Annotated in this window: 19 protein-coding genes and 4 pseudogenes; 14 read left to right on the top strand and 9 right to left on the bottom strand. The window is 59.4% G+C overall.

All coding sequences use genetic code 11. The annotated features are described in order from the left end of the window. Positions 1-4: 4 nt before the first annotated feature. The gene (galU, locus tag G9C89_RS15300) at positions 5-844 is read left to right on the top strand and encodes a UTP--glucose-1-phosphate uridylyltransferase GalU (protein WP_172149481.1); all 840 of its coding nucleotides are present in this window, start codon (positions 5-7) and stop codon (positions 842-844) included. A gap of 55 nt (positions 845-899) precedes the next feature. On the opposite strand, the gene G9C89_RS15305 is transcribed toward galU, so the two are convergent. Continuing rightward, positions 900-1,322, bottom strand: coding sequence for a VOC family protein (locus tag G9C89_RS15305; RefSeq protein ID WP_172149483.1), 423 nt, complete (start codon positions 1,320-1,322; stop codon positions 900-902). 94 nt (positions 1,323-1,416) lie between these two features. On the opposite strand from G9C89_RS15305, the gene gorA reads away from it, so the two are divergent. Together gorA and G9C89_RS15315 are read left to right on the top strand one after the other, a co-directional pair. Next, on the top strand, positions 1,417-2,778 hold the full coding sequence (gene gorA, locus G9C89_RS15310) for a glutathione-disulfide reductase (protein WP_172149485.1): 1,362 nt from the start codon (positions 1,417-1,419) through the stop codon (positions 2,776-2,778). A gap of 7 nt (positions 2,779-2,785) precedes the next feature. Continuing rightward, a complete protein-coding gene (locus tag G9C89_RS15315) occupies positions 2,786-3,409 on the top strand; it encodes a trimeric intracellular cation channel family protein (RefSeq protein WP_172149487.1) in 624 nt (207 codons plus the stop codon). Positions 3,410-3,497: 88 nt separating this feature from the next. On the opposite strand, the gene G9C89_RS25250 is transcribed toward G9C89_RS15315, so the two are convergent. Then, a complete protein-coding gene (locus tag G9C89_RS25250) occupies positions 3,498-3,926 on the bottom strand; it encodes a hypothetical protein (protein ID WP_256674209.1) in 429 nt (142 codons plus the stop codon). A 223-nt stretch (positions 3,927-4,149) separates the two neighbouring features. Continuing rightward, positions 4,150-4,314: pseudogene (locus G9C89_RS25550) on the bottom strand (hypothetical protein); the annotation flags it as partial. On the opposite strand from G9C89_RS25550, the pseudogene G9C89_RS25260 reads away from it, so the two are divergent. After that, positions 4,248-4,451, top strand: a pseudogene (locus tag G9C89_RS25260) (integrase); the annotation flags it as partial. The pseudogenes G9C89_RS25550 and G9C89_RS25260 overlap by 67 nt on opposite strands. Before the next feature lie 85 nt (positions 4,452-4,536). Here G9C89_RS25260 and G9C89_RS15325 read toward each other — a convergent pair. Continuing rightward, the gene (locus G9C89_RS15325; RefSeq protein ID WP_172149491.1) at positions 4,537-4,986 is read right to left on the bottom strand and encodes a GFA family protein; all 450 of its coding nucleotides are present in this window, start codon (positions 4,984-4,986) and stop codon (positions 4,537-4,539) included. Between the two features lie 284 nt (positions 4,987-5,270). On the opposite strand from G9C89_RS15325, the gene G9C89_RS15330 reads away from it, so the two are divergent. The 5 genes and pseudogenes from G9C89_RS15330 to G9C89_RS15350 all read left to right on the top strand — a co-directional run bounded on the left by G9C89_RS15330 (position 5,271) and on the right by G9C89_RS15350 (position 9,453). Beyond that, positions 5,271-6,182: a LysR family transcriptional regulator gene (locus tag G9C89_RS15330; protein ID WP_172149493.1), complete on the top strand. Its 912-nt coding sequence runs from the start codon at positions 5,271-5,273 to the stop codon at positions 6,180-6,182. Between the two features lie 185 nt (positions 6,183-6,367). Then, positions 6,368-7,321, top strand: a complete 954-nt coding sequence (locus G9C89_RS15335) for an alpha/beta fold hydrolase (protein WP_172149495.1) — start codon at positions 6,368-6,370, stop codon at positions 7,319-7,321. A gap of 140 nt (positions 7,322-7,461) precedes the next feature. Continuing rightward, positions 7,462-8,265, top strand: coding sequence for an alpha/beta fold hydrolase (locus G9C89_RS15340; RefSeq protein ID WP_172149497.1), 804 nt, complete (start codon positions 7,462-7,464; stop codon positions 8,263-8,265). Between the two features lie 346 nt (positions 8,266-8,611). Continuing rightward, positions 8,612-8,851, top strand: a pseudogene (locus G9C89_RS15345) (LysR substrate-binding domain-containing protein); the annotation flags it as partial. Between the two features lie 173 nt (positions 8,852-9,024). Beyond that, positions 9,025-9,453: a cupin domain-containing protein gene (locus tag G9C89_RS15350; RefSeq protein ID WP_172149499.1), complete on the top strand. Its 429-nt coding sequence runs from the start codon at positions 9,025-9,027 to the stop codon at positions 9,451-9,453. A gap of 99 nt (positions 9,454-9,552) precedes the next feature. On the opposite strand, the gene G9C89_RS15355 is transcribed toward G9C89_RS15350, so the two are convergent. Together G9C89_RS15355 and G9C89_RS15360 are read right to left on the bottom strand one after the other, a co-directional pair. Next, positions 9,553-10,095 carry a thioredoxin family protein gene (locus tag G9C89_RS15355; RefSeq protein ID WP_390623825.1) on the bottom strand — a complete coding sequence of 181 codons (543 nt, stop codon included), beginning with the start codon at positions 10,093-10,095 and terminating at the stop codon, positions 9,553-9,555. Positions 10,096-10,293: 198 nt separating this feature from the next. Next, entirely contained in the window at positions 10,294-10,713 is a 420-nt protein-coding gene (locus G9C89_RS15360; protein ID WP_172149501.1) for an organic hydroperoxide resistance protein, read from the bottom strand. Positions 10,714-11,226: 513 nt separating this feature from the next. On the opposite strand from G9C89_RS15360, the gene G9C89_RS15365 reads away from it, so the two are divergent. The 4 genes and pseudogenes from G9C89_RS15365 to G9C89_RS15380 form a co-directional block, all read left to right on the top strand. Next, the gene (locus G9C89_RS15365) at positions 11,227-11,691 is read left to right on the top strand and encodes an HvfA family oxazolone/thioamide-modified RiPP metallophore (RefSeq protein ID WP_172149503.1); all 465 of its coding nucleotides are present in this window, start codon (positions 11,227-11,229) and stop codon (positions 11,689-11,691) included. A 60-nt stretch (positions 11,692-11,751) separates the two neighbouring features. Beyond that, the gene (locus tag G9C89_RS15370) at positions 11,752-12,600 is read left to right on the top strand and encodes an HvfB family MNIO-type RiPP peptide maturase (RefSeq protein ID WP_172149505.1); all 849 of its coding nucleotides are present in this window, start codon (positions 11,752-11,754) and stop codon (positions 12,598-12,600) included. Further along, positions 12,593-13,336: an HvfC family RiPP maturation protein gene (locus G9C89_RS15375; protein ID WP_172149514.1), complete on the top strand. Its 744-nt coding sequence runs from the start codon at positions 12,593-12,595 to the stop codon at positions 13,334-13,336. Before G9C89_RS15370 ends, G9C89_RS15375 begins: the two co-directional genes overlap by 8 nt. 40 nt (positions 13,337-13,376) lie before the next feature. After that, positions 13,377-13,643 (top strand): annotated as a pseudogene (locus G9C89_RS15380) (cupin domain-containing protein); the annotation flags it as partial. A gap of 472 nt (positions 13,644-14,115) precedes the next feature. Here G9C89_RS15380 and G9C89_RS15385 read toward each other — a convergent pair. Together G9C89_RS15385 and G9C89_RS15390 are read right to left on the bottom strand one after the other, a co-directional pair. Continuing rightward, positions 14,116-14,535: a cupin domain-containing protein gene (locus G9C89_RS15385; RefSeq protein ID WP_172149516.1), complete on the bottom strand. Its 420-nt coding sequence runs from the start codon at positions 14,533-14,535 to the stop codon at positions 14,116-14,118. Next, positions 14,532-14,981 (bottom strand): carboxymuconolactone decarboxylase family protein, encoded by a 450-nt coding sequence (locus G9C89_RS15390; RefSeq protein ID WP_172149518.1) that lies wholly within the window; start codon positions 14,979-14,981, stop codon positions 14,532-14,534. The genes G9C89_RS15385 and G9C89_RS15390 overlap by 4 nt, the downstream gene beginning before the upstream one ends. A 112-nt stretch (positions 14,982-15,093) precedes the next feature. Here G9C89_RS15390 and G9C89_RS15395 point away from each other — a divergent pair, with 112 nt between their 5' ends. Then, the gene (locus G9C89_RS15395) at positions 15,094-16,011 is read left to right on the top strand and encodes a LysR family transcriptional regulator (RefSeq protein ID WP_172149520.1); all 918 of its coding nucleotides are present in this window, start codon (positions 15,094-15,096) and stop codon (positions 16,009-16,011) included. 357 nt (positions 16,012-16,368) lie between these two features. Here the strand turns inward: G9C89_RS15395 and G9C89_RS15400 are convergent, their stop codons facing one another. After that, positions 16,369-16,884: an HvfX family Cu-binding RiPP maturation protein gene (locus G9C89_RS15400; RefSeq protein WP_256674231.1), complete on the bottom strand. Its 516-nt coding sequence runs from the start codon at positions 16,882-16,884 to the stop codon at positions 16,369-16,371. Between the last annotated feature and the right edge of the window lie 62 nt (positions 16,885-16,946).

Here is a 16,946-nt window from a genome sequence, read left to right on the forward strand (position 1 = left end):
TCCCATGATCAAGAAATGCTTGTTCCCTGCCGCCGGTTACGGCACCCGCTTTCTACCTGCAACCAAGGCCATGCCCAAGGAAATGTTGCCGATAGTGAACAAGCCACTGATCCAGTATGGCGTCGAAGAGGCGCTTGAAGCTGGGCTGACGGAGATTGCCATGGTCACCGGCCGTGGCAAGCGCTCGCTGGAGGATCACTTCGACATCAGCTACGAGCTGGAGCACCAGATCCGCGATACCGACAAGGAAAAATACCTGGTCGGCATCCGCCGCCTGATCGATGAGTGCAGCTTTGCCTACACCCGTCAGGTCGAAATGAAAGGCCTTGGCCACGCGATTCTCTGTGCTCGTCCACTGATCGGCGACGAAGCCTTCGCCGTGGTACTGGCCGATGACCTGTGTCTGAACCTGGAAGGCGACGGCGTATTGACCCAGATGGTCAAGCTGTACAACCAGTTCCGCTGCTCGATCGTCGCCATTCAGGAAGTGCCGCCGGAGGAGACCCACAAGTATGGGGTGATCGCCGGCGAGATGATCCGTGATGACATCTACCGGGTGCATAGCATGGTCGAGAAGCCCAAGCCGGAAGATGCGCCGTCCAACCTGGCGATCATCGGTCGTTACATCCTCACCCCGGATATTTTCGACATCATCGAAAATACCCCGCCGGGCAAGGGTGGCGAAATCCAGATCACCGATGCGCTGATGAAACAGGCACAGGACGGCTGTGTACTGGCCTACAAGTTCAAGGGCCAACGCTTCGACTGTGGCGGCGCAGAGGGCTATATCGACGCCACCAACTTCTGCTTCGAGCACCTCTACAAGCCGGGCAAGGCTTTCTGAACCGAGTCGGGTTTGAGCACAAAGCCACCTGCGGGTGGCTTTGTGCTGTGAATGGTCAGGGAATCGGCAGCGCCTCCGAGCCCGGACCCAGAGGTTGGCCGTAGCTGAACTCGACGTAGTTGCCCGCAGGGTCACGTAGCCCGCAGTAATAGCCGACAGGGTAGGGCTCATCACGTGGCGCCCAGATCAGGCAGCCAGCCGCTTGCGCCTTGGCGGCGACCCGGTCGACCTGCTCGCGGCTGTCCACGGCAAAACCGAAATGGCTGTAATCGTCGGCGGCCAGCTGCCGATCCTGACCACCCGGCATGATCACGAATATAAATGTGTGTTCCTTGCCGGGCTCGGCCATCCAGACGATGCGCGAACCTTTGCCCGCACGCTGGTGGATCACGCGCATGCCGCAGAACTCCGAATAGAACGCCACACAGGCATCCAGATCCGGCACATGCAAAGCCAGATGGGTGAGGGTAGGGCGCATGGCGTTTCTCCTCTTGGTGACTCGGCAAGTTTAGGCCCAGCTCAGAATTCACGCGCGATTGGGTTATGCTGGCGGCCTGCTAAGGAGGCTGACCATGACCTATGATTTCGACCTGTTTGTGATCGGCGCCGGTTCCGGTGGGGTACGTGCTGCGCGCTTTGCCGCCGGTTATGGTGCCCGCGTGGCCGTAGCCGAGAGCCGTTATCTGGGCGGCACTTGCGTCAACGTCGGCTGTGTGCCGAAAAAGCTGCTGGTGTATGGCGCGCACTTTGCCGAAGACTTCGAGCAGGCCCGGGGTTTTGGTTGGTCGCTATCCGCTGCAGCGAAGTTCGATTGGCCGACCCTGATCGCCAACAAGAACCGGGAGATCGAGCGTCTCAACGGCATCTACCGCAACCTGCTGGTGGGCAGTGGCGTAACCCTGCTCGAGGGCCATGCGCGCCTGCTCGACGAGCATAGCGTGGAGTTGGGCGGCCAGCGGTACAGCGCCAGGCACATCCTCATCGCTACCGGTGGCTGGCCGCAGATCCCGCAGATTCCGGGGCACGAACATGCCATTGGCTCGAATGAAGCCTTCTTCCTTGAACAGTTGCCCAAGCGCGTGCTGGTGGTCGGCGGTGGCTATATCGCCGTGGAGTTTGCCTCGATTTTTCACGGACTAGGTGCCCAGACCTCGCTGCTGTATCGCGGCGAACTGTTCCTGCGCGGCTTCGATGGCGCGGTGCGCAAGCACCTGCAAGAAGAGCTGAGCAAGCGCGGCCTGGATCTGCAGTTCAACAGCGATATCGAACGCATCGATAAACAGCCCGACGGCAGCCTGCTCGCAACCCTCAAGGACGGCCGCAAGCTGTCCGCAGACTGTATCTTCTACGCCACCGGCCGGCGCCCGATGCTGGATAACCTGGGCCTGGAAAACACCGCGGTAGAGCTCGATGAGCGTGGCTATATCAAGGTCGATGAGCACTACCAGACCTCCGTACCATCGATCCTGGCGCTGGGCGATGTGATCGGCCGGGTGCAACTGACCCCGGTGGCCTTGGCCGAAGGCATGGCGGTGGCGCGGCGACTGTTCAAGCCCGAGGAGTATCGCAAGGTCGACTACCAGACGATCCCTACTGCGGTCTTCAGCCTGCCGAATATCGGTACCGTCGGCCTCAGCGAAGAGCAGGCGAGGGCGGAGGGCTACCGAGTAGAGGTCTACGAAAGCCGTTTCCGGCCGATGAAGCTGACCCTCACCGAATGCCAGGAGCGCACCCTGATGAAACTGGTGGTGGATGCCGACAGCGACCGCGTATTGGGCTGCCATATGGTCGGCCCGGAAGCAGGAGAAATCGTCCAGGGGCTTGCCGTGGCCTTGAAGGCTGGCGCGACCAAGCAGATTTTCGACGAGACCATCGGCGTGCATCCGACGGCTGCCGAAGAGTTTGTTACCATGCGCGCCCCCGTGACCACCTGAAAACGCCATGCCACAACTTTTCTACCTGGCTGACCTGTTCGGCGTAGCCGTATTCGCCATCACCGGCGCCTTGATGGCTGGGCGCAAATCCATGGACCTGTTCGGCGTGCTGGTGATTGCCGTCATCACCGCGCTGGGCGGCGGAACCTTGCGCGATGTGATTCTCGACAATCATCCAGTCAGCTGGATACGTGACGACACCTATATCGTCATCGCATCCCTGGCGGCGGTGGGCACCGTGGTGTGGGTTCGCTTCACCCAGCCGATCCATGAGAAGGGGTTGCTGATCGCCGATGCCTTCGGCTTGGCCGTATTCACCGTGATCGGCACCGAAGTGGCCTTGCAGCACAATGTGCCGCTGAGTACCGCGGTGATCATGGGCGTCATGACCGGCGTCGCTGGCGGCGTCATGCGCGATGTGATCTGTAATGAAATCCCGCTGATCTTCCAGAAGGAAATCTACGCCACCGCCTGCATTGCCGGCGCCCTGGTGTTTATCGGACTGCGCGCGCTCGACACGCCGCACTGGTTCGATACCGGTGTCGCCATGCTGACCGTGCTGCTTATCCGCCTGGCCGCCATCCGCTGGCATTTCTCGCTACCACGTTTCCATTTGCTGGATCGGGACTGAGCATGATCGAACGTCTGGATCTGCGGGGCTGACCTTGCCGAAAGCTGCCGTTCGCTATGGGCAGTTTTCGGCCCGAATAAGACAGCCATCAGAGTTTACAACGCTTGGGAGCATGGTGAATAAGAGCTGTTGCGGGCTGACGGCCAGGGTAGCCAATATCGATGTCCTTCATGCTGAACACTTGATACTGGGTATCCAATGCCGGGTCATGCTGGTCGCTGAAACTTTGTCGTAGCAGAGCTTCACCGAACGACTGGGTGAAGGCGTTGGTGGATGAAAATTCACAAAGGGTCAGAGTTTCTTCTGCTCGGATCATGCCGACGTAGTACAGGCGGCGTTCATCCTCTAACTGTTGCTGTTTTGGGTTCCAGCCTCCATCCAGTAAACACTGCTCTAAATCTTTGAGACGCTGCAACGCTGCCAATATGGCTTGTGCCTGGATGTTGCCTGTTGCCTGTTGCGCTGTCGGCTGCGGGTAGTCGAATACATAAAACGCGGCCCTGCCGCAGGTGATCAAGAGTCTGCCAGCGACCGCCCAGGGGCAGCTCCTGGCGAGTGTTGTTGATCTGGATTGGATGCTTGGCTTTGAGTCGATCACGGTTTTTTTCGATCAGCAGGTTGGCAGTCGCAATGATCATTTTGCTGGAGCGAAAGTTCTCCACCAGATAGCTGATGTCGGCTTTGTACTCTTGCTGGTAGCGCTCGATATGCTGATTGCTGCCGCCGCGCCATTGGTAAATATTTTGATCGTCGTCGCCGACGGCCAAAATGCACAGATCGTCGTCGTTTTCACTGTGGCGTTTGGCCAGGGCGCTTACCAGATTGTATTGGCGTTCCTTGGGTAGGAGCCATTGGCCTTGATCCGGCCATGTACGGCACCAAAACGATGCGCCACACGAAAGCATGCCTGTTCTATCGCAGGACGAAGAACCTCAGAGCAGTACAACTCCTGCTCGGCCATACGAAGTTTGAAAGCACTGTCCGACATCTAGGAATTGAGGTCGCTGACGCCTTGGAAATGGCGGAACAGACTGAGGTCTAACCATGCATAGCGACGGCCGAAAACGGACCGTCGCTATCCGGCAAAAAAAACGGCCGCCTGATTCGTCGATGAAACCAGAGCCGATTCAGGAACTGCACTGGCGTGCCTGCATCGCCTGGGCAAAGGCCTCTGGTGTCGGGCTTTCTGGCCAGCTTGGGCAACCCTCGTCCAGCTGCAGCCAGGGTTGCTTACGCTTCACCCAAATGTGTGCAATTGGCTCGATTTCAGCACTGTTATGCAGGGTACCGGCACGTAATACCAGCATGCCGGGAGCCGCGCTGGTGGTGTTGTAGATACGCGTATGGCAATGGGCGCAGAGCCGATGATGGCTGGCCTGGTGCGTACCTTCGTAGCGGTAGTCGCTTAACTCGCCAGTGATCTGCAGAGCGTCCTCGGGCAATAGCGCGTGCAGGCCAAACGCACTGCCGCTGGTTGTCTGGCAATTCAGGCAATGGCAGGCATAGCTCGGTGGCAGGTTATCCGTAGCAACAACGTAGCTCACCGCGCCACAATGGCATCCACCCGTAATCTTCATGCAATCCCCTTTTCTATGCGTAAGCGTTTGTCAGCGGTCGCTCACTTACCATTTCCGGGAATAGGCCACATCCGGCGCGAAGCCGGCAGGTATGAGTGGGTACCCGCCCAATACCGCAATCGCGACTAATGCGGTAGGCCTGGGTCGCAACTAATCCAAGACGAAATACAGTACAAATGGCTCCCCCGGTTACGGCGGGGCCATAGGCTATACAGCTCGGTACTTTGTTTGTTTTCATTCCCCACAGACAGGCTTGTCTTGATAGTGCTGACCGAGGAATGGTGATGAATTACACGGATATCGATGGGTCGCTGCTACTGGCATTAAAAGCGCTGCTTGAAGAGCGCAACGTCACACGAGCTGCGGCCCAGTTAGGGATCAGCCAACCCGCCTTATCAGCGCGCCTAGTACGTCTGCGCGACATCCTGGAGGACCCGTTATTCGTCCCAGCTGCAAACGGCCGAGGTGTTGTGCCAACCCCTCGCGCAGAGGCTCTGGAGCAGGAGCTGCTGCATGTACTTGAGGGGCTCAAGCGACTGGTCAGCCAGCCTGAGCTGTTTGATCCAGCAACCACGACACGCACCTTTGTCGTCGCCCTTTTCGAAACCCCCGCTGCGGTACTCATTCCCGAGCTCTGTGCGAATTTTGCACGTGAGGCTCCCAATGTGCGTTTGGCCTGTATTTATCCGCCACGCGACGTGTACGAGAAGCTTGAGCAAGGACAGATCGATCTATTGATCACTGTGCCGGATGGCCTGCCTGGAGACCTTATGCAGCGCCCGCTTTGGGAAGACGGATTTCGAACTGCGCAACGCAAGGGACACCCCCGCGGCACCGGGCCTTTCGATATTGAAAGCTTCTGCTCCCTCAACCACGTCCTTGTCTCTACACAAGGGGGGCGTTTCGCTGGCATGGTAGATGAGGCACTCCTTGAGCAAGGCTACTCACGCAATGTCATGTACTCGGTTCAAAACTATTCACACGTTCCTCTGGTTCTATCCACTACCGATGCGGTATGCACGCTGCCCTCTCGCTTCCTGAGCCAATACTCCGATCGACTGGACCTCTTCGAACCTCCTCTCGGGTTATCTGCACTGCGTCTGGTGTTGGCATGGCATGCACGTACCCATAAAGATGCCGGCCACCAATGGCTGCGCCGACAGCTCTATCTAAGCGCCCAGCTGGAGCCGAGCTGAACACGCCGTGTTAGATGGGCCGCCCAAGAGGATCAGCTGAGATTTAGCCGTTCTCGTAGCCATCGGCCTGGGCTATGGCAGCTATCAGGGGTACGGCAGTTCTCGGGCCCACTGTGCCTCCTTACTCTCCAAGACACGATCACTACCGGTCGTGACAGGTCACCCGACTCTCTTGGAGATATACGATGAACACCCTGAATCGCACCCTGGCACTGGCAACCCTGGCTCTCGCTACTCTTTCCGCCGAGGCCTCGCAGCCCAATAAAACTGGCAACAGCGCATCCGCTGTCGGCAAAATCGTCCAGTCTGCTAGCTACGTCACGACCAAAGATGGCGTGCAACTCTATTACAAAGACTGGGGGCCACGAGATGGCCAAGTGGTCGCATTCAGCCACGGCTGGCCGCTGAACTCGGACAGCTGGGAAGCGCAGATGCTGTTCCTCGCTGACAAAGGCTACCGCGTTGTCGCCCATGACCGTCGTGGCCACGGCCGTTCCAGCCAGCCCTGGGAAGGCAACGACATGGATCACTATGCCGACGATCTGGCAGCCGTACTTGAAGCATTGAACCTGAACGACGTCACCCTGGTCGGCTTCTCCACCGGCGGCGGCGAAGTGGCCCGCTACATCGGCCGCCACGGTACCAGTCGCGTCAAGAAAGCGGTTCTGGTGGCAGCCGTGCCGCCGCTGATGCTACAGACCGAAAGCAACCCCAAGGGCCTGCCTATCAAAGTGTTCGATGACCTGCGCAAAGCCTCACTGGAAAATCGCTCGCAGCTCTACCTCGATATCGCTTCCGGTCCTTTCTTCGGCTTCAACCGCGAAGGCGCCACCCCGTCTCAGGGCTTAATACAGTCGTTCTGGGTACAGGGCATGCAGGCTGGCCACAAGAACACTTACGACTCCATCGCAGCATTCTCAGCTACCGATTTCCGTGAGGATCTACGGAAATTCGATGTGCCTACCTTGGTAATCCACGGTGGCGACGACCAGATCGTGCCTGTGGAGACCTCAGCCAAGACCTCGGCAGCACTGATCAAGGGCGCCGAACTGATTGTGTATCCCGGTGCGCCACACGGGCTCGCCGACACTCACAAGCAGCGCCTTAATCAGGATCTGTTGGACTTCCTGCAGAAGTAAGCCCAGCGCATCCCGGACCAATCCTACTCATGTGCTGCCCAGACGGCTGCAAGCCAATCAAGGCCCCCATAACCATGGGCCGCGCATGAGCATTACCCCTAATGCAGCGCTACCAACCCAATCCACGAAAGGAACTCATCATGCGTAATTTCAAGTCTTTCTTGACCACCACCATCACCACCGCATTGGCTTTGGCATCACTCAATAGTGCAGCCGCCACGCAACCGACAACCGCCAAGCCCACCGTAGTACTTGTGCATGGCGCATTCGCCGAATCATCCAGCTGGAATGGCGTTGCCGCTCAGTTGCTGAGTCAGGGTTACCCAGTCATTGCCGCAGCAAACCCGCTTCGCGGCGTGAAGAATGACGCTGATTATGTTGCCGACATCGTTGAGCAAACCGCCGGTCCGGTGATCCTCGTTGGGCACTCCTACGGCGGGGCCGTGATATCCAACGCTGGTCACGACAACGCCAAGATCAAGGCGTTGGTTTACGTGGCAGCCTTCGCACCGGACAAAGGCGAAACCGCCATCGAACTGTCCGGCCGCTACCCTGGTGGCACCCTTGGCCCGACCTTGGCAGCTCCGGTGCTGCTGGACGACGGCAATAAGGACCTCTACATCCAGCAGGACAAATTCGGTCAGCAGTTTGCCGACGACGTTCCTGCTGCCGAGTCTGCGCTGATGGCCGCAACCCAACGTCCGATCAGCGAGTTTGCATTGACCGAGGCGTCTGGCGATCCGGCCTGGAAGAAACTGCCGTCCTGGTTTATCTACGGTTCGGCGGACAAGAACATTCCCGAGGCCGCGCTGAAGTTTATGGCCGAGCGCGCTGGCTCGAAAAAAACTGTCACCATCCAAGGGGCCTCCCATGTGGTGATGACGTCCAACCCGGAGCAAGTTGCAGCGCTGATCATTGAAGCAGCACAAGCGACCGCTCAATAAACAGGGGAAGCCATAATGAATACCCTCGTCGATTTCACCACCATCACCCTCCATCAGGCTACTCGCCTAGTGGATAAAAGCCCTTTGAGCAGGTTGAGAAGTAAAGGCCCTAAGCCAAATCCAAATTGGTAGATCAGCCATTGCGACTGAATACCCTGCCACCAACAAAGCAGTTTGTGGTGGTCTAATTTCCCTGGACACCTCGATAAGTGGAAAATCCACCGACAGAGGAGTCATGTATGAGCCGTAAACGCAGGGGATTCGACGCCAGCTTCAAGCTGCAAGTCGTTCAGATGGTTAGGGAACAAGGCCTGGCCGACTATCCATTCTGGCCGTGTAGTGCGACTACCTCTGTTCCGACAACATGCTCGGCGGCGTGACCCTGGCCAAGAACGGCGCGGTCCTGTTCCAGACCTATCGCTTCATCGTCGAACGCGAGCTGGCCGAGGGCTCGCTGGTGGACGGGCTTCAGCCGTTTGCCGGACGCTCGCGGCCCTTCACTCTGTTGTATCCGCACAGCCGGCATATGCCGCTGCGTCTGCGGGCGTTCGCGAACTTCATCATGGACAAGAACCAGGCCTGGTAGGCCTCTGCCGGCAATGCGAGGGCAGGAGGCCGGCGAGCCGCCGACTGTACCCTTCTGTATCCCGCGGCCCTTTGTACATGCAGGCTTGCAAGTCCGCATCCTTTCGACATACCGGCGGTACAGAGGTTGGACAGAGTGAGGCTTCCCTCTGACAGCTCTGAAAGGAGACGATCATGCGTTATCCCCATCTACTAGCCGCCGCCGTGGCGCTCACCGCATTCGCCGGGTTTACCCAGGCTGACCAACACCAGACTGAATACGCGGCGAACGCCAACTGGAAGCAAGGCATCCAGCGCACGGATCTGACACACAACGATCTCGGCGATTCCGTTCATGAGGTGATTCAGGCACGGGTCGATTTCGATCCTGGCGTGGCATCCCCGAATCACTCCCATCCGGGTGTAGAGGTCGCCTACGTGATCGAGGGCACCTTCGAGTATCGGCTCAAGGGGCGGGATCCTGTGATCCTCAAGGCCGGCGAGTCCCTTTATATCCCGGCTGGCACACCACATATCGCAACCAATATCGGCGACGGCAAGGCCTCGGAGCTGGCGACCTACATCGTCAGAAAAGGCGCGCCGCTCCTTGTCCTGGAGCAGTGAGTACCTCCCGACGACCTGTCATGACATGAGGCAGGTCGCCGTTGGACGACGGGATCGCAGGTCCCGTCGTCCAACCCATGTCTCTCTTCGCAAAGTACCTCAGCGGGCCGCCTCAACCAGCTGCCGGATTCTGGCTTCCGTCTCGGCATAGGCGCCTTCGCCGAAGTGCTGATAAACGATTCGGCCATCCTGGTCGATCAGGTAGAGGGCCGGCCAGTAGCGATTGCCGAAGGTGTTCCAAGTCCTGTAGCCGTTGTCCTGGGCAACGGGATAGGTGATGCCGAGTCGTTCAACTGCCTCCTCGACATTGGCTATTACTTTCTCATGGGCGTACTCGGGCGTATGCACACCGATCACGACAAGTCCCTGATCCCTGTAGCGTTCGTGCCATTGCTTCACATAGGGCAGGGTGCGTAGGCAGTTAATGCAATCGTAGGTCCAGAACTCGACAAGGATGACCTTGCCCCGCAGTTGCTCCATGGCCAGGGGATCGCTGTTGATCCAGTGGGTGATCCCTCTGAAGTCCGGAACCATGTGGGCAGGTGACGCAATTCTTGGATTGATCGGGTCGTCCTGAGCGCCTGCGCTGCAGGAGGCGGCCATCAGGCAGGCGGCAAGGATGCTGAAGAGAGGCTTGATCACGTTCGAGGTCCTGTCGTGGAGATCGGTCAGAAGGCGATTGGTCGAAGCGGTTGGCACGTGGTTGTCGTGCGCGGGGTGCCGACACGGTCATTCGGCTGCGTCGGCATCGCATTGAGGCCGGCGAGAACCAAACAGAGCGAGCCGTCTGGATGGCGACGCTGCTGCCCGCCGGCAGGCGGGCAGCAGCGCATGCCGAGGTCAGATCAGGTTTATTTCGACGTCGATATTGTCGCAAGTCGCCTTGGAGTAGGGGCAGGTGCGGTGCGCGGTATCGACCAGCGCCCGAGCGACTTCGGGGTCCACTCCGGGAAGGCTGACATTGAGCCGTGCCTGGAGGAAATAGGCGGTGCCGGCGATACCCAGGTCCACTTCCGCATCCACTGCCACGTCGCTAGGAAGGGTAACCTTCAGCGCGGCAGCCGCCTTGCCGATGGCGCCGATAAAGCAGGCCGACCAGCCGGCTGCCAGCAGTTGCTCGGGATTGGTGCCGTGGCCGGACGAGCCAGGTGCGGACAGCCTGATGTCCAAACGTCCATCCGAACTGCACGACTCGCCGTTGCGGCCTCCGGTGGTGTGGGTCTTGCCGGTGTAAAGCACCTTCTCGATAGCGTTGATCATGCGGTGTACCTCGTTGGCTGGGGCTGCGCCATTTCGTTATGCGGTCTATCGGGCGATGGCGTGAGCCCGACACGGCTCAGTCTTTCATCCGCGTGTAGTGCGGATGTGTCCAGCCGCGGCCCCTGTGCAACCTTGTGTAATATTTCGCGCCGCAATACAGAGCGTTACAAATCGCGACCGTGCGCCCCGCAATGGGACTGCGGATGGGCCCGGCCGTTCTGGTTCGTGATGTTCGATGCAGTGCGTCCCGCTCTGATGCCTAGCAGGCTTCAGCAAACCGTTCATTGACGTATCCCTCTGTATCCGGAGCGACGTGTACGGCGCTGGCATACAAAGGCGCCAGTCTGCCGATACTTCGTGGATACATCGCCGGTGCCAAATGGCCAGGCCCACAAGAGGCCTGCGCATGTCCCGTCGAGCGTCGATCAGGTCGCCATGTGCCTCATGCCGGGTTTAGCCCTTGTGGCATTTCCCGCGCGGTCAGCCGCGCCATGCATCATCCGGAGAAATCTAATGTCTCGTACCCAAGTTACCAACAAGACCCGTATCGGCCTGCTCGCTGTTGCCCTGGCGGGCGGCATGAGCCTGGCCCAGGCCTCCTTTGCCGTGGAGGCGTTGCCCCAGGGATACCAATTGGCTTCCGCCGAGAAAGCCGGCGAAGGCAAGTGCGGGGAGGGCAAATGCGGCTCCAGCGAGGCCGGTGCCAAGGTCAATCAGGCCGAAGGCAAGTGCGGTGAGGGCAAGTGCGGCGACGAGTCTTTCGCCCGCACCGATAGCGACGACGACAGCCTGGTGTCGCTCGCGGAGTTCCTGGCCGTGGCCCCGACCCGTCAGGACGAGTTCGAGGTGATGGACACCAACGACGACGGCTACCTGTCCGAGGCCGAGGTCTACAAGTACCGCAGCAATCAGTACACCTCCAACGGCAAGAAAGTGCCCACGGAGCTGTTCAGCCGCATGAGCCAGGCCAAGGACTGAGCCGATACCCTCCCTGCACCGCTGGCGCGGGGAGGGTGGCCAGCCATCAGGAGCATCGTCATGACCATCGCATCCCCCTTGTACGGCGCCGGCCTCGGTCTTCGACGTGCCTTGCTGCCCGAACTGCTGGCGATGGACGCCGGCGCCGTGGACTTTCTCGAGTGCGCGCCCGACAACTGGATCGGTGTCGGCGGCGCTTACGGCGAACAACTGGAGCGGCTCACCGAGCGCCTTCCGCTGACCTGCCACGGTCTGTCTCTGTCCCTGGGCGGGCCGGCCCCCCTGGACCAGGATTTGCTGCGACGCACGCGCCTGTTCCTCGATCGCCATCGCGTCGCGCTGTACAGCGAGCACCTGAGCTACTGCTCCGATGACGGCCAGCTCTATGACCTGCTGCCGCTGCCCTTCAGCGACGAGGCGGTGCAGCATGTCGCCGCGCGTATCCGCCAGGTACAGGACACCCTGGGCCGGCGCATCGCGGTGGAGAACATCTCCTACTACGCCGCGCCCTATCAGGTGCTGAGCGAGATCGACTTCCTCCGTGCGGTGCTGGAGGAGGCCGACTGCGACTTGCTGCTGGACGTCAACAACCTCTTCGTCAATTCGATCAATCATGGCTACGACGCAGCGGGCTACCTGGCCGCGATTCCGCCGCAGCGGGTGGTCTACCTGCATGTGGCTGGGCACTACGACGAGGCCGAAGATCTCAAGATCGATACCCATGGTGCAGCGGTGAAGGACGGTGTCTGGGCCTTGCTGAAGCAGGCCTATCGGCGTTTCGGTGTCCTGCCGACGCTGTTGGAGCGCGACTTCAACTTCCCGCCGCTGAGCGAATTGCTGGTGGAGGTGGATAGGATTCGCATGTTTCAGCATGCGACCCATGCGTTGCCGGAGGTGCGTTATGCCTGAGTCTTTTCACGAGCAACTGATGACGTTGGCGAGCCTTGTGCGTGATCCTCTTCAGCCGGAGCCCGCGGGTATCGAGGCTCGCCGTCTGGCGGTCTATCGCCGGCTGTTCATCGGCAACCTGGAGTCCTTGCTGGGTGGCGGTTTTCCGGTGATTCGCGCCAGCCTCGGGGCCAAGCAGTGGCGAGCGCTGGTTCACGCCTTCTACGCCGACTACCGCTGTCAGACGCCGCTGTTCACCGAACTCGCGGGGGAGCTCGTCAGTTACCTGGAAGAGGGGGCGGGCGATACCCTGGGCCTGCCGTCCTGGCTGGCGGAACTGGCCCATTACGAATGGATGGAAAGCGCGCTGCTTTTGAGCGACAGCCGCGAGCCGGCCCATGACCCCGAGGGCGACCTGCTCGAGGGCGTGCCGTTGCTGTCGAATCTGGCCTGGCCCTTGGCCTACCGCTGGCCGGTTTGCGATATCGGCCCAAATCACCTGCCGAAAGCGGCGCCGACCGAGCCGACCCTGATCTTGATACAGCGTCGAGCGGACCAGCGGGTGCATTTCTCGCGTCTCGCGCCGTTGGCGTATGCATTGCTCGCTTCGCTGCAGACGCGTGACAGCAGCGGCCGCGAGCATCTGGCCGTGTTGGCCGAAGCCGTCGGCGTCTCCGCAGGCGAGATTCTTCCCTCGGGCAGGGATCTGCTGGAAAGCCTGCGCGTTCAGGGTGTGGTGCTGGGCACTCGGGCCTAGCGCCTGCGCGACTGGCAGACGGATTCGAGACAGGCCAGGCATGCTCCGTCTTTACGGTAGGTCGTCCGTGTTGCCACCCACGCCGGGCGATTTGCTGACTGGCTCATTTCCAGGCCGGCATAAATTGATCGCGGATGAATCCGCGGGTGCCCAACTCGTGTGTGCGTCTATGGAGTTCGATGGCGGTGCCAGCAACCCGTTGTCTGCTTCGTTACCCGATCTTTTGGTGTTGCCCCTCGATGAGCTGCCGTTGTTGGCCGATACATTGAGGTGGTTGTTCGGTGAGGCGGCTGCCGGGCACTGTGGCAGTCCATGCATTTGTTCAGGACATAAACCATGTATTCACTGCCCGTGAAGCCCACTTTTCCGGGCGCCGCACGCTAAGCACGCCGACCGGGATCGAGGGCGCTGAGTGTTTGCTCCCACAACAGATTCAATCCGGGCGGTCGAAATGCATGCAGACCATGGCCCCACAGGCGAGCCCCCGGCACCCGGAGCCGGGGGATCAGCGCAATGACCTGAATGCGGCATGCACCTCGGTACTGAACAGATCTGGCTCTTCCCAGGCGGCGAAGTGACCGCCCTTGTCTACGTGATTTAAGTAGACAAGGTTGCTGTAGGCTCGAGGGCTTTGAGCGTTTTCATCAGGATCTCCAAAAATCAAAAAAAGTTCTAAATCAACAGTGGTTTGGAATTGCAGGAATACGGGTGCTAGCCAACAGCTTCGCACCCGGTGAACCCGCCCGGTTCTGGACGCACTATCGATCGTGGGCTTGGCGTTACTTCTTCAATGTGACCGGCTGGACGAGTTCCTCTTTGCCGTCGGACAGCAACCACGCCACCAGTGACGCGGGCTCGGAGCCACTCGCATTGCGGGACACCCGATGCAGTTGCCCTGGACTCTCATACCAGGCTTCGCCGGTCTTGAATCGTTGAGGGGAGTGGCCGTCAACGGCCGATTCAATCTCACCGCTCAGTACCACGACAAACACGTGCCCTGGGTGCCGGTGAGTCGTCGAAGTACCGCCAGGGGCGTAGTCGACGCGAACCGCCGTCGCACGTTTAAAGACCTGGGGAGGGACAACGGCTTGCGCGATTGGGGTGACGGTTTCTTCTCCGACACCGCTGCCGTGGGCCATAACAGCAGAGCTAAGCAGCCCTGAAATCGCGAGACAAATTGCCTTGGCATAGAGGCTCATGGTGTTAACTCCGGCTGCATTCCAAAACCAACGCCAAAACGATTCCAGGCATTGATGCCGGCGATGACGAACGTCAGTTCAGCCAACTCTTGATCGCTGAAGTGGGCTGCCACTTCTTGGTAGATTTCATCCGGCGCGTGAGTGGTCGCAACCAGCGTTAGCGTCTCGGTCCACAGCAGAGCGGCACGTTCTTGCTCGCTGAAGAAGGGCGTTTCCTTCCATACGCTCACGGCCATCAGGCGGCGAAGGCTTTCGCCTGCCTTCACCGCGTCAGTGGCGTGCATGTCGATGCAGTATGCGCAGCCGTTGATCTGTGACGCCCGGATTCGCACAAGTTCACGCAGCGACCCGGGAAGTACCGATTCAGAGGCAGTTTTCTCAAGGCCAAGCATCGCCTTCATCGTTTGAGGTGCTGCTTGGTAGTAGTTGAGGCGCTTTGAGCTCATATTTCATCCTCCATATGACCGAGGGAGTTCGGCCTTGGAGAAACTTTATTGAGCATTCGCTTGTGGATAAACTGGCATTTCCCGTTTTCATTGTGCGGAAAATCAGACAATCATGGCTTTTGATCGATTAGAGGCAATGCGTGCATTCTGCCGCATCGTTGAAGTGGGCAGCTTTACTGGTGCGGCAGCAGCACTGAATGTGGCGAAAACGACGATTTCCGGGCAAATTCAAGGGCTTGAGTCACAGCTAGGGGTGAAGCTGCTGCACAGGACCACCAGAAGGGTTTCCCCGACCACTGATGGCACTGCCTACTATGAACGCGCGCGCTTGTTACTGGATGACCTGGACGAGCTGGAGGCTTCGGTTGCACAGAGCCGTAGCGTGGTGCGTGGCCAGGTGAAAGTTGAGATGCCTTCTCCAGTCGGTATCTGCCTCGTTATCCCATCACTGCCGGAATTCACGGCGCAACATCCGCAGATTCAACTGGATATTGGCTGCAGCGAGCGTGTGATTGACCTCGTGCACGAAGGCATCGACTGCGCTTTTCGAGGTGGTATGGTCGCTGACCAGGATTTGGTGTGCCGCCCGGTGGGGCTGATGCGGTTTTGCCTATGCGCTTCGCCGACCTATTTGTTGGGTTCGACGTCGATACTGAAGCCAGACGACTTGCTTCACCATCGCTACCTCGGGTTCACATTTCCCGCCTCAGGCAGGCAGCTAACCCCGGCACTTCATCGTGGCGATGACCACTTTATGATCGAACAATTGGCGGCGATGCGTTTCAACAATGGCAGCGCATATATTACTGCCGGGTTGGCGGGCCTCGGCATCGTCTCGGTTCCGCGCGCGGAAGCAAGCCCACATCTTCAGGCGGGAAGACTGGTTGAGGTGCTGCCAGGTTGGGAGTTGGATAGCATGCCGATCAACCTCGTGTATCCATACACAAGGCATTTGTCTGCAAGGGTGCGGGCCTTCGTGGAGTGGGCGGCGGCGCTGATGGATAGTCATCCGCTTTGGACGACGAAGTAGCAGCTCAGCGTCCAGCAGGAGCTGAGGAAGAGAGGGCCGGCTAGCAGGTCCCGGCCTTACCCGAGCCGCTTGATTGCGATATTGGGTTGCACCTGCGCCGTACGTTGGCGCGGTGATAGTGTTGCTTCTGACGTCGTGCTCTTGGATTCCGAACTACAGAGCTCAATGCGGATCGTCTAAGCGCTCTTGAACTTCTGAGTGTGGGCGGTTTTCCCGTACTCGAAGAGGACCGTTAAGTCGCGCCGCCTTGAAAGTTTTCACCACGGCGGGCGGTTGGGTTTGAAGCCTGGCTGGTGCGCCAAGCATCAACGCAAAAATGCCCGCACACTTCAGGTGGCGGGCATTTTCGCTTGTGGATCAGCGCCTGTAGCGTAGCAGTTCATCCAGACTGAGCCGACCGGCGCCCTTGAGGAAAAGCGGCAGCAGGGCGACCAGGTAGATCAGCGGTAACTTGTAGTTGCCGAAGCCCTTGTCGCTGATGGAGTAGCCCATCAGAAGTTCGGACAGGCTGGACCACTGCGCCGGCCAGTGCACCGCCGCGATGGCAACCAGGGTCAGCGCCATCAGCACCACCGAGGCCAGGCGGGTACCCAATCCGAACAGCAGGAGTAGGGGGGCTATTAGTTCGATCCACATCGATAGCTGCCAGTTCAGCTCGGCCGGAAACAGACGGAAGGGGAAGGGGAAGGCCGACTGGATATGGCCGAACCAGTTCTGACCGTTCCACTTCTCCAGGCCGGCCTCGAAGAACTCCCAGGCCAGGAACAGACGTAGCGGCAGGTCGGCACTCCAGACGCCGAGGCGATCGATATGACTGAAGACGCTTTTAAGTGCGGAGAGGATAAAGCTGGTGGGGCTGGCAGAAGTGGGCATGCGACTCATGGATAGGGGCCTTGGACATGCGCGCGGTCGGCGGAATGCCGCCGCTAGGCTGC

Source organism: Pseudomonas tumuqii (genome assembly GCF_013184545.1).
GTDB lineage: Bacteria > Pseudomonadota > Gammaproteobacteria > Pseudomonadales > Pseudomonadaceae > Aquipseudomonas > Aquipseudomonas tumuqii.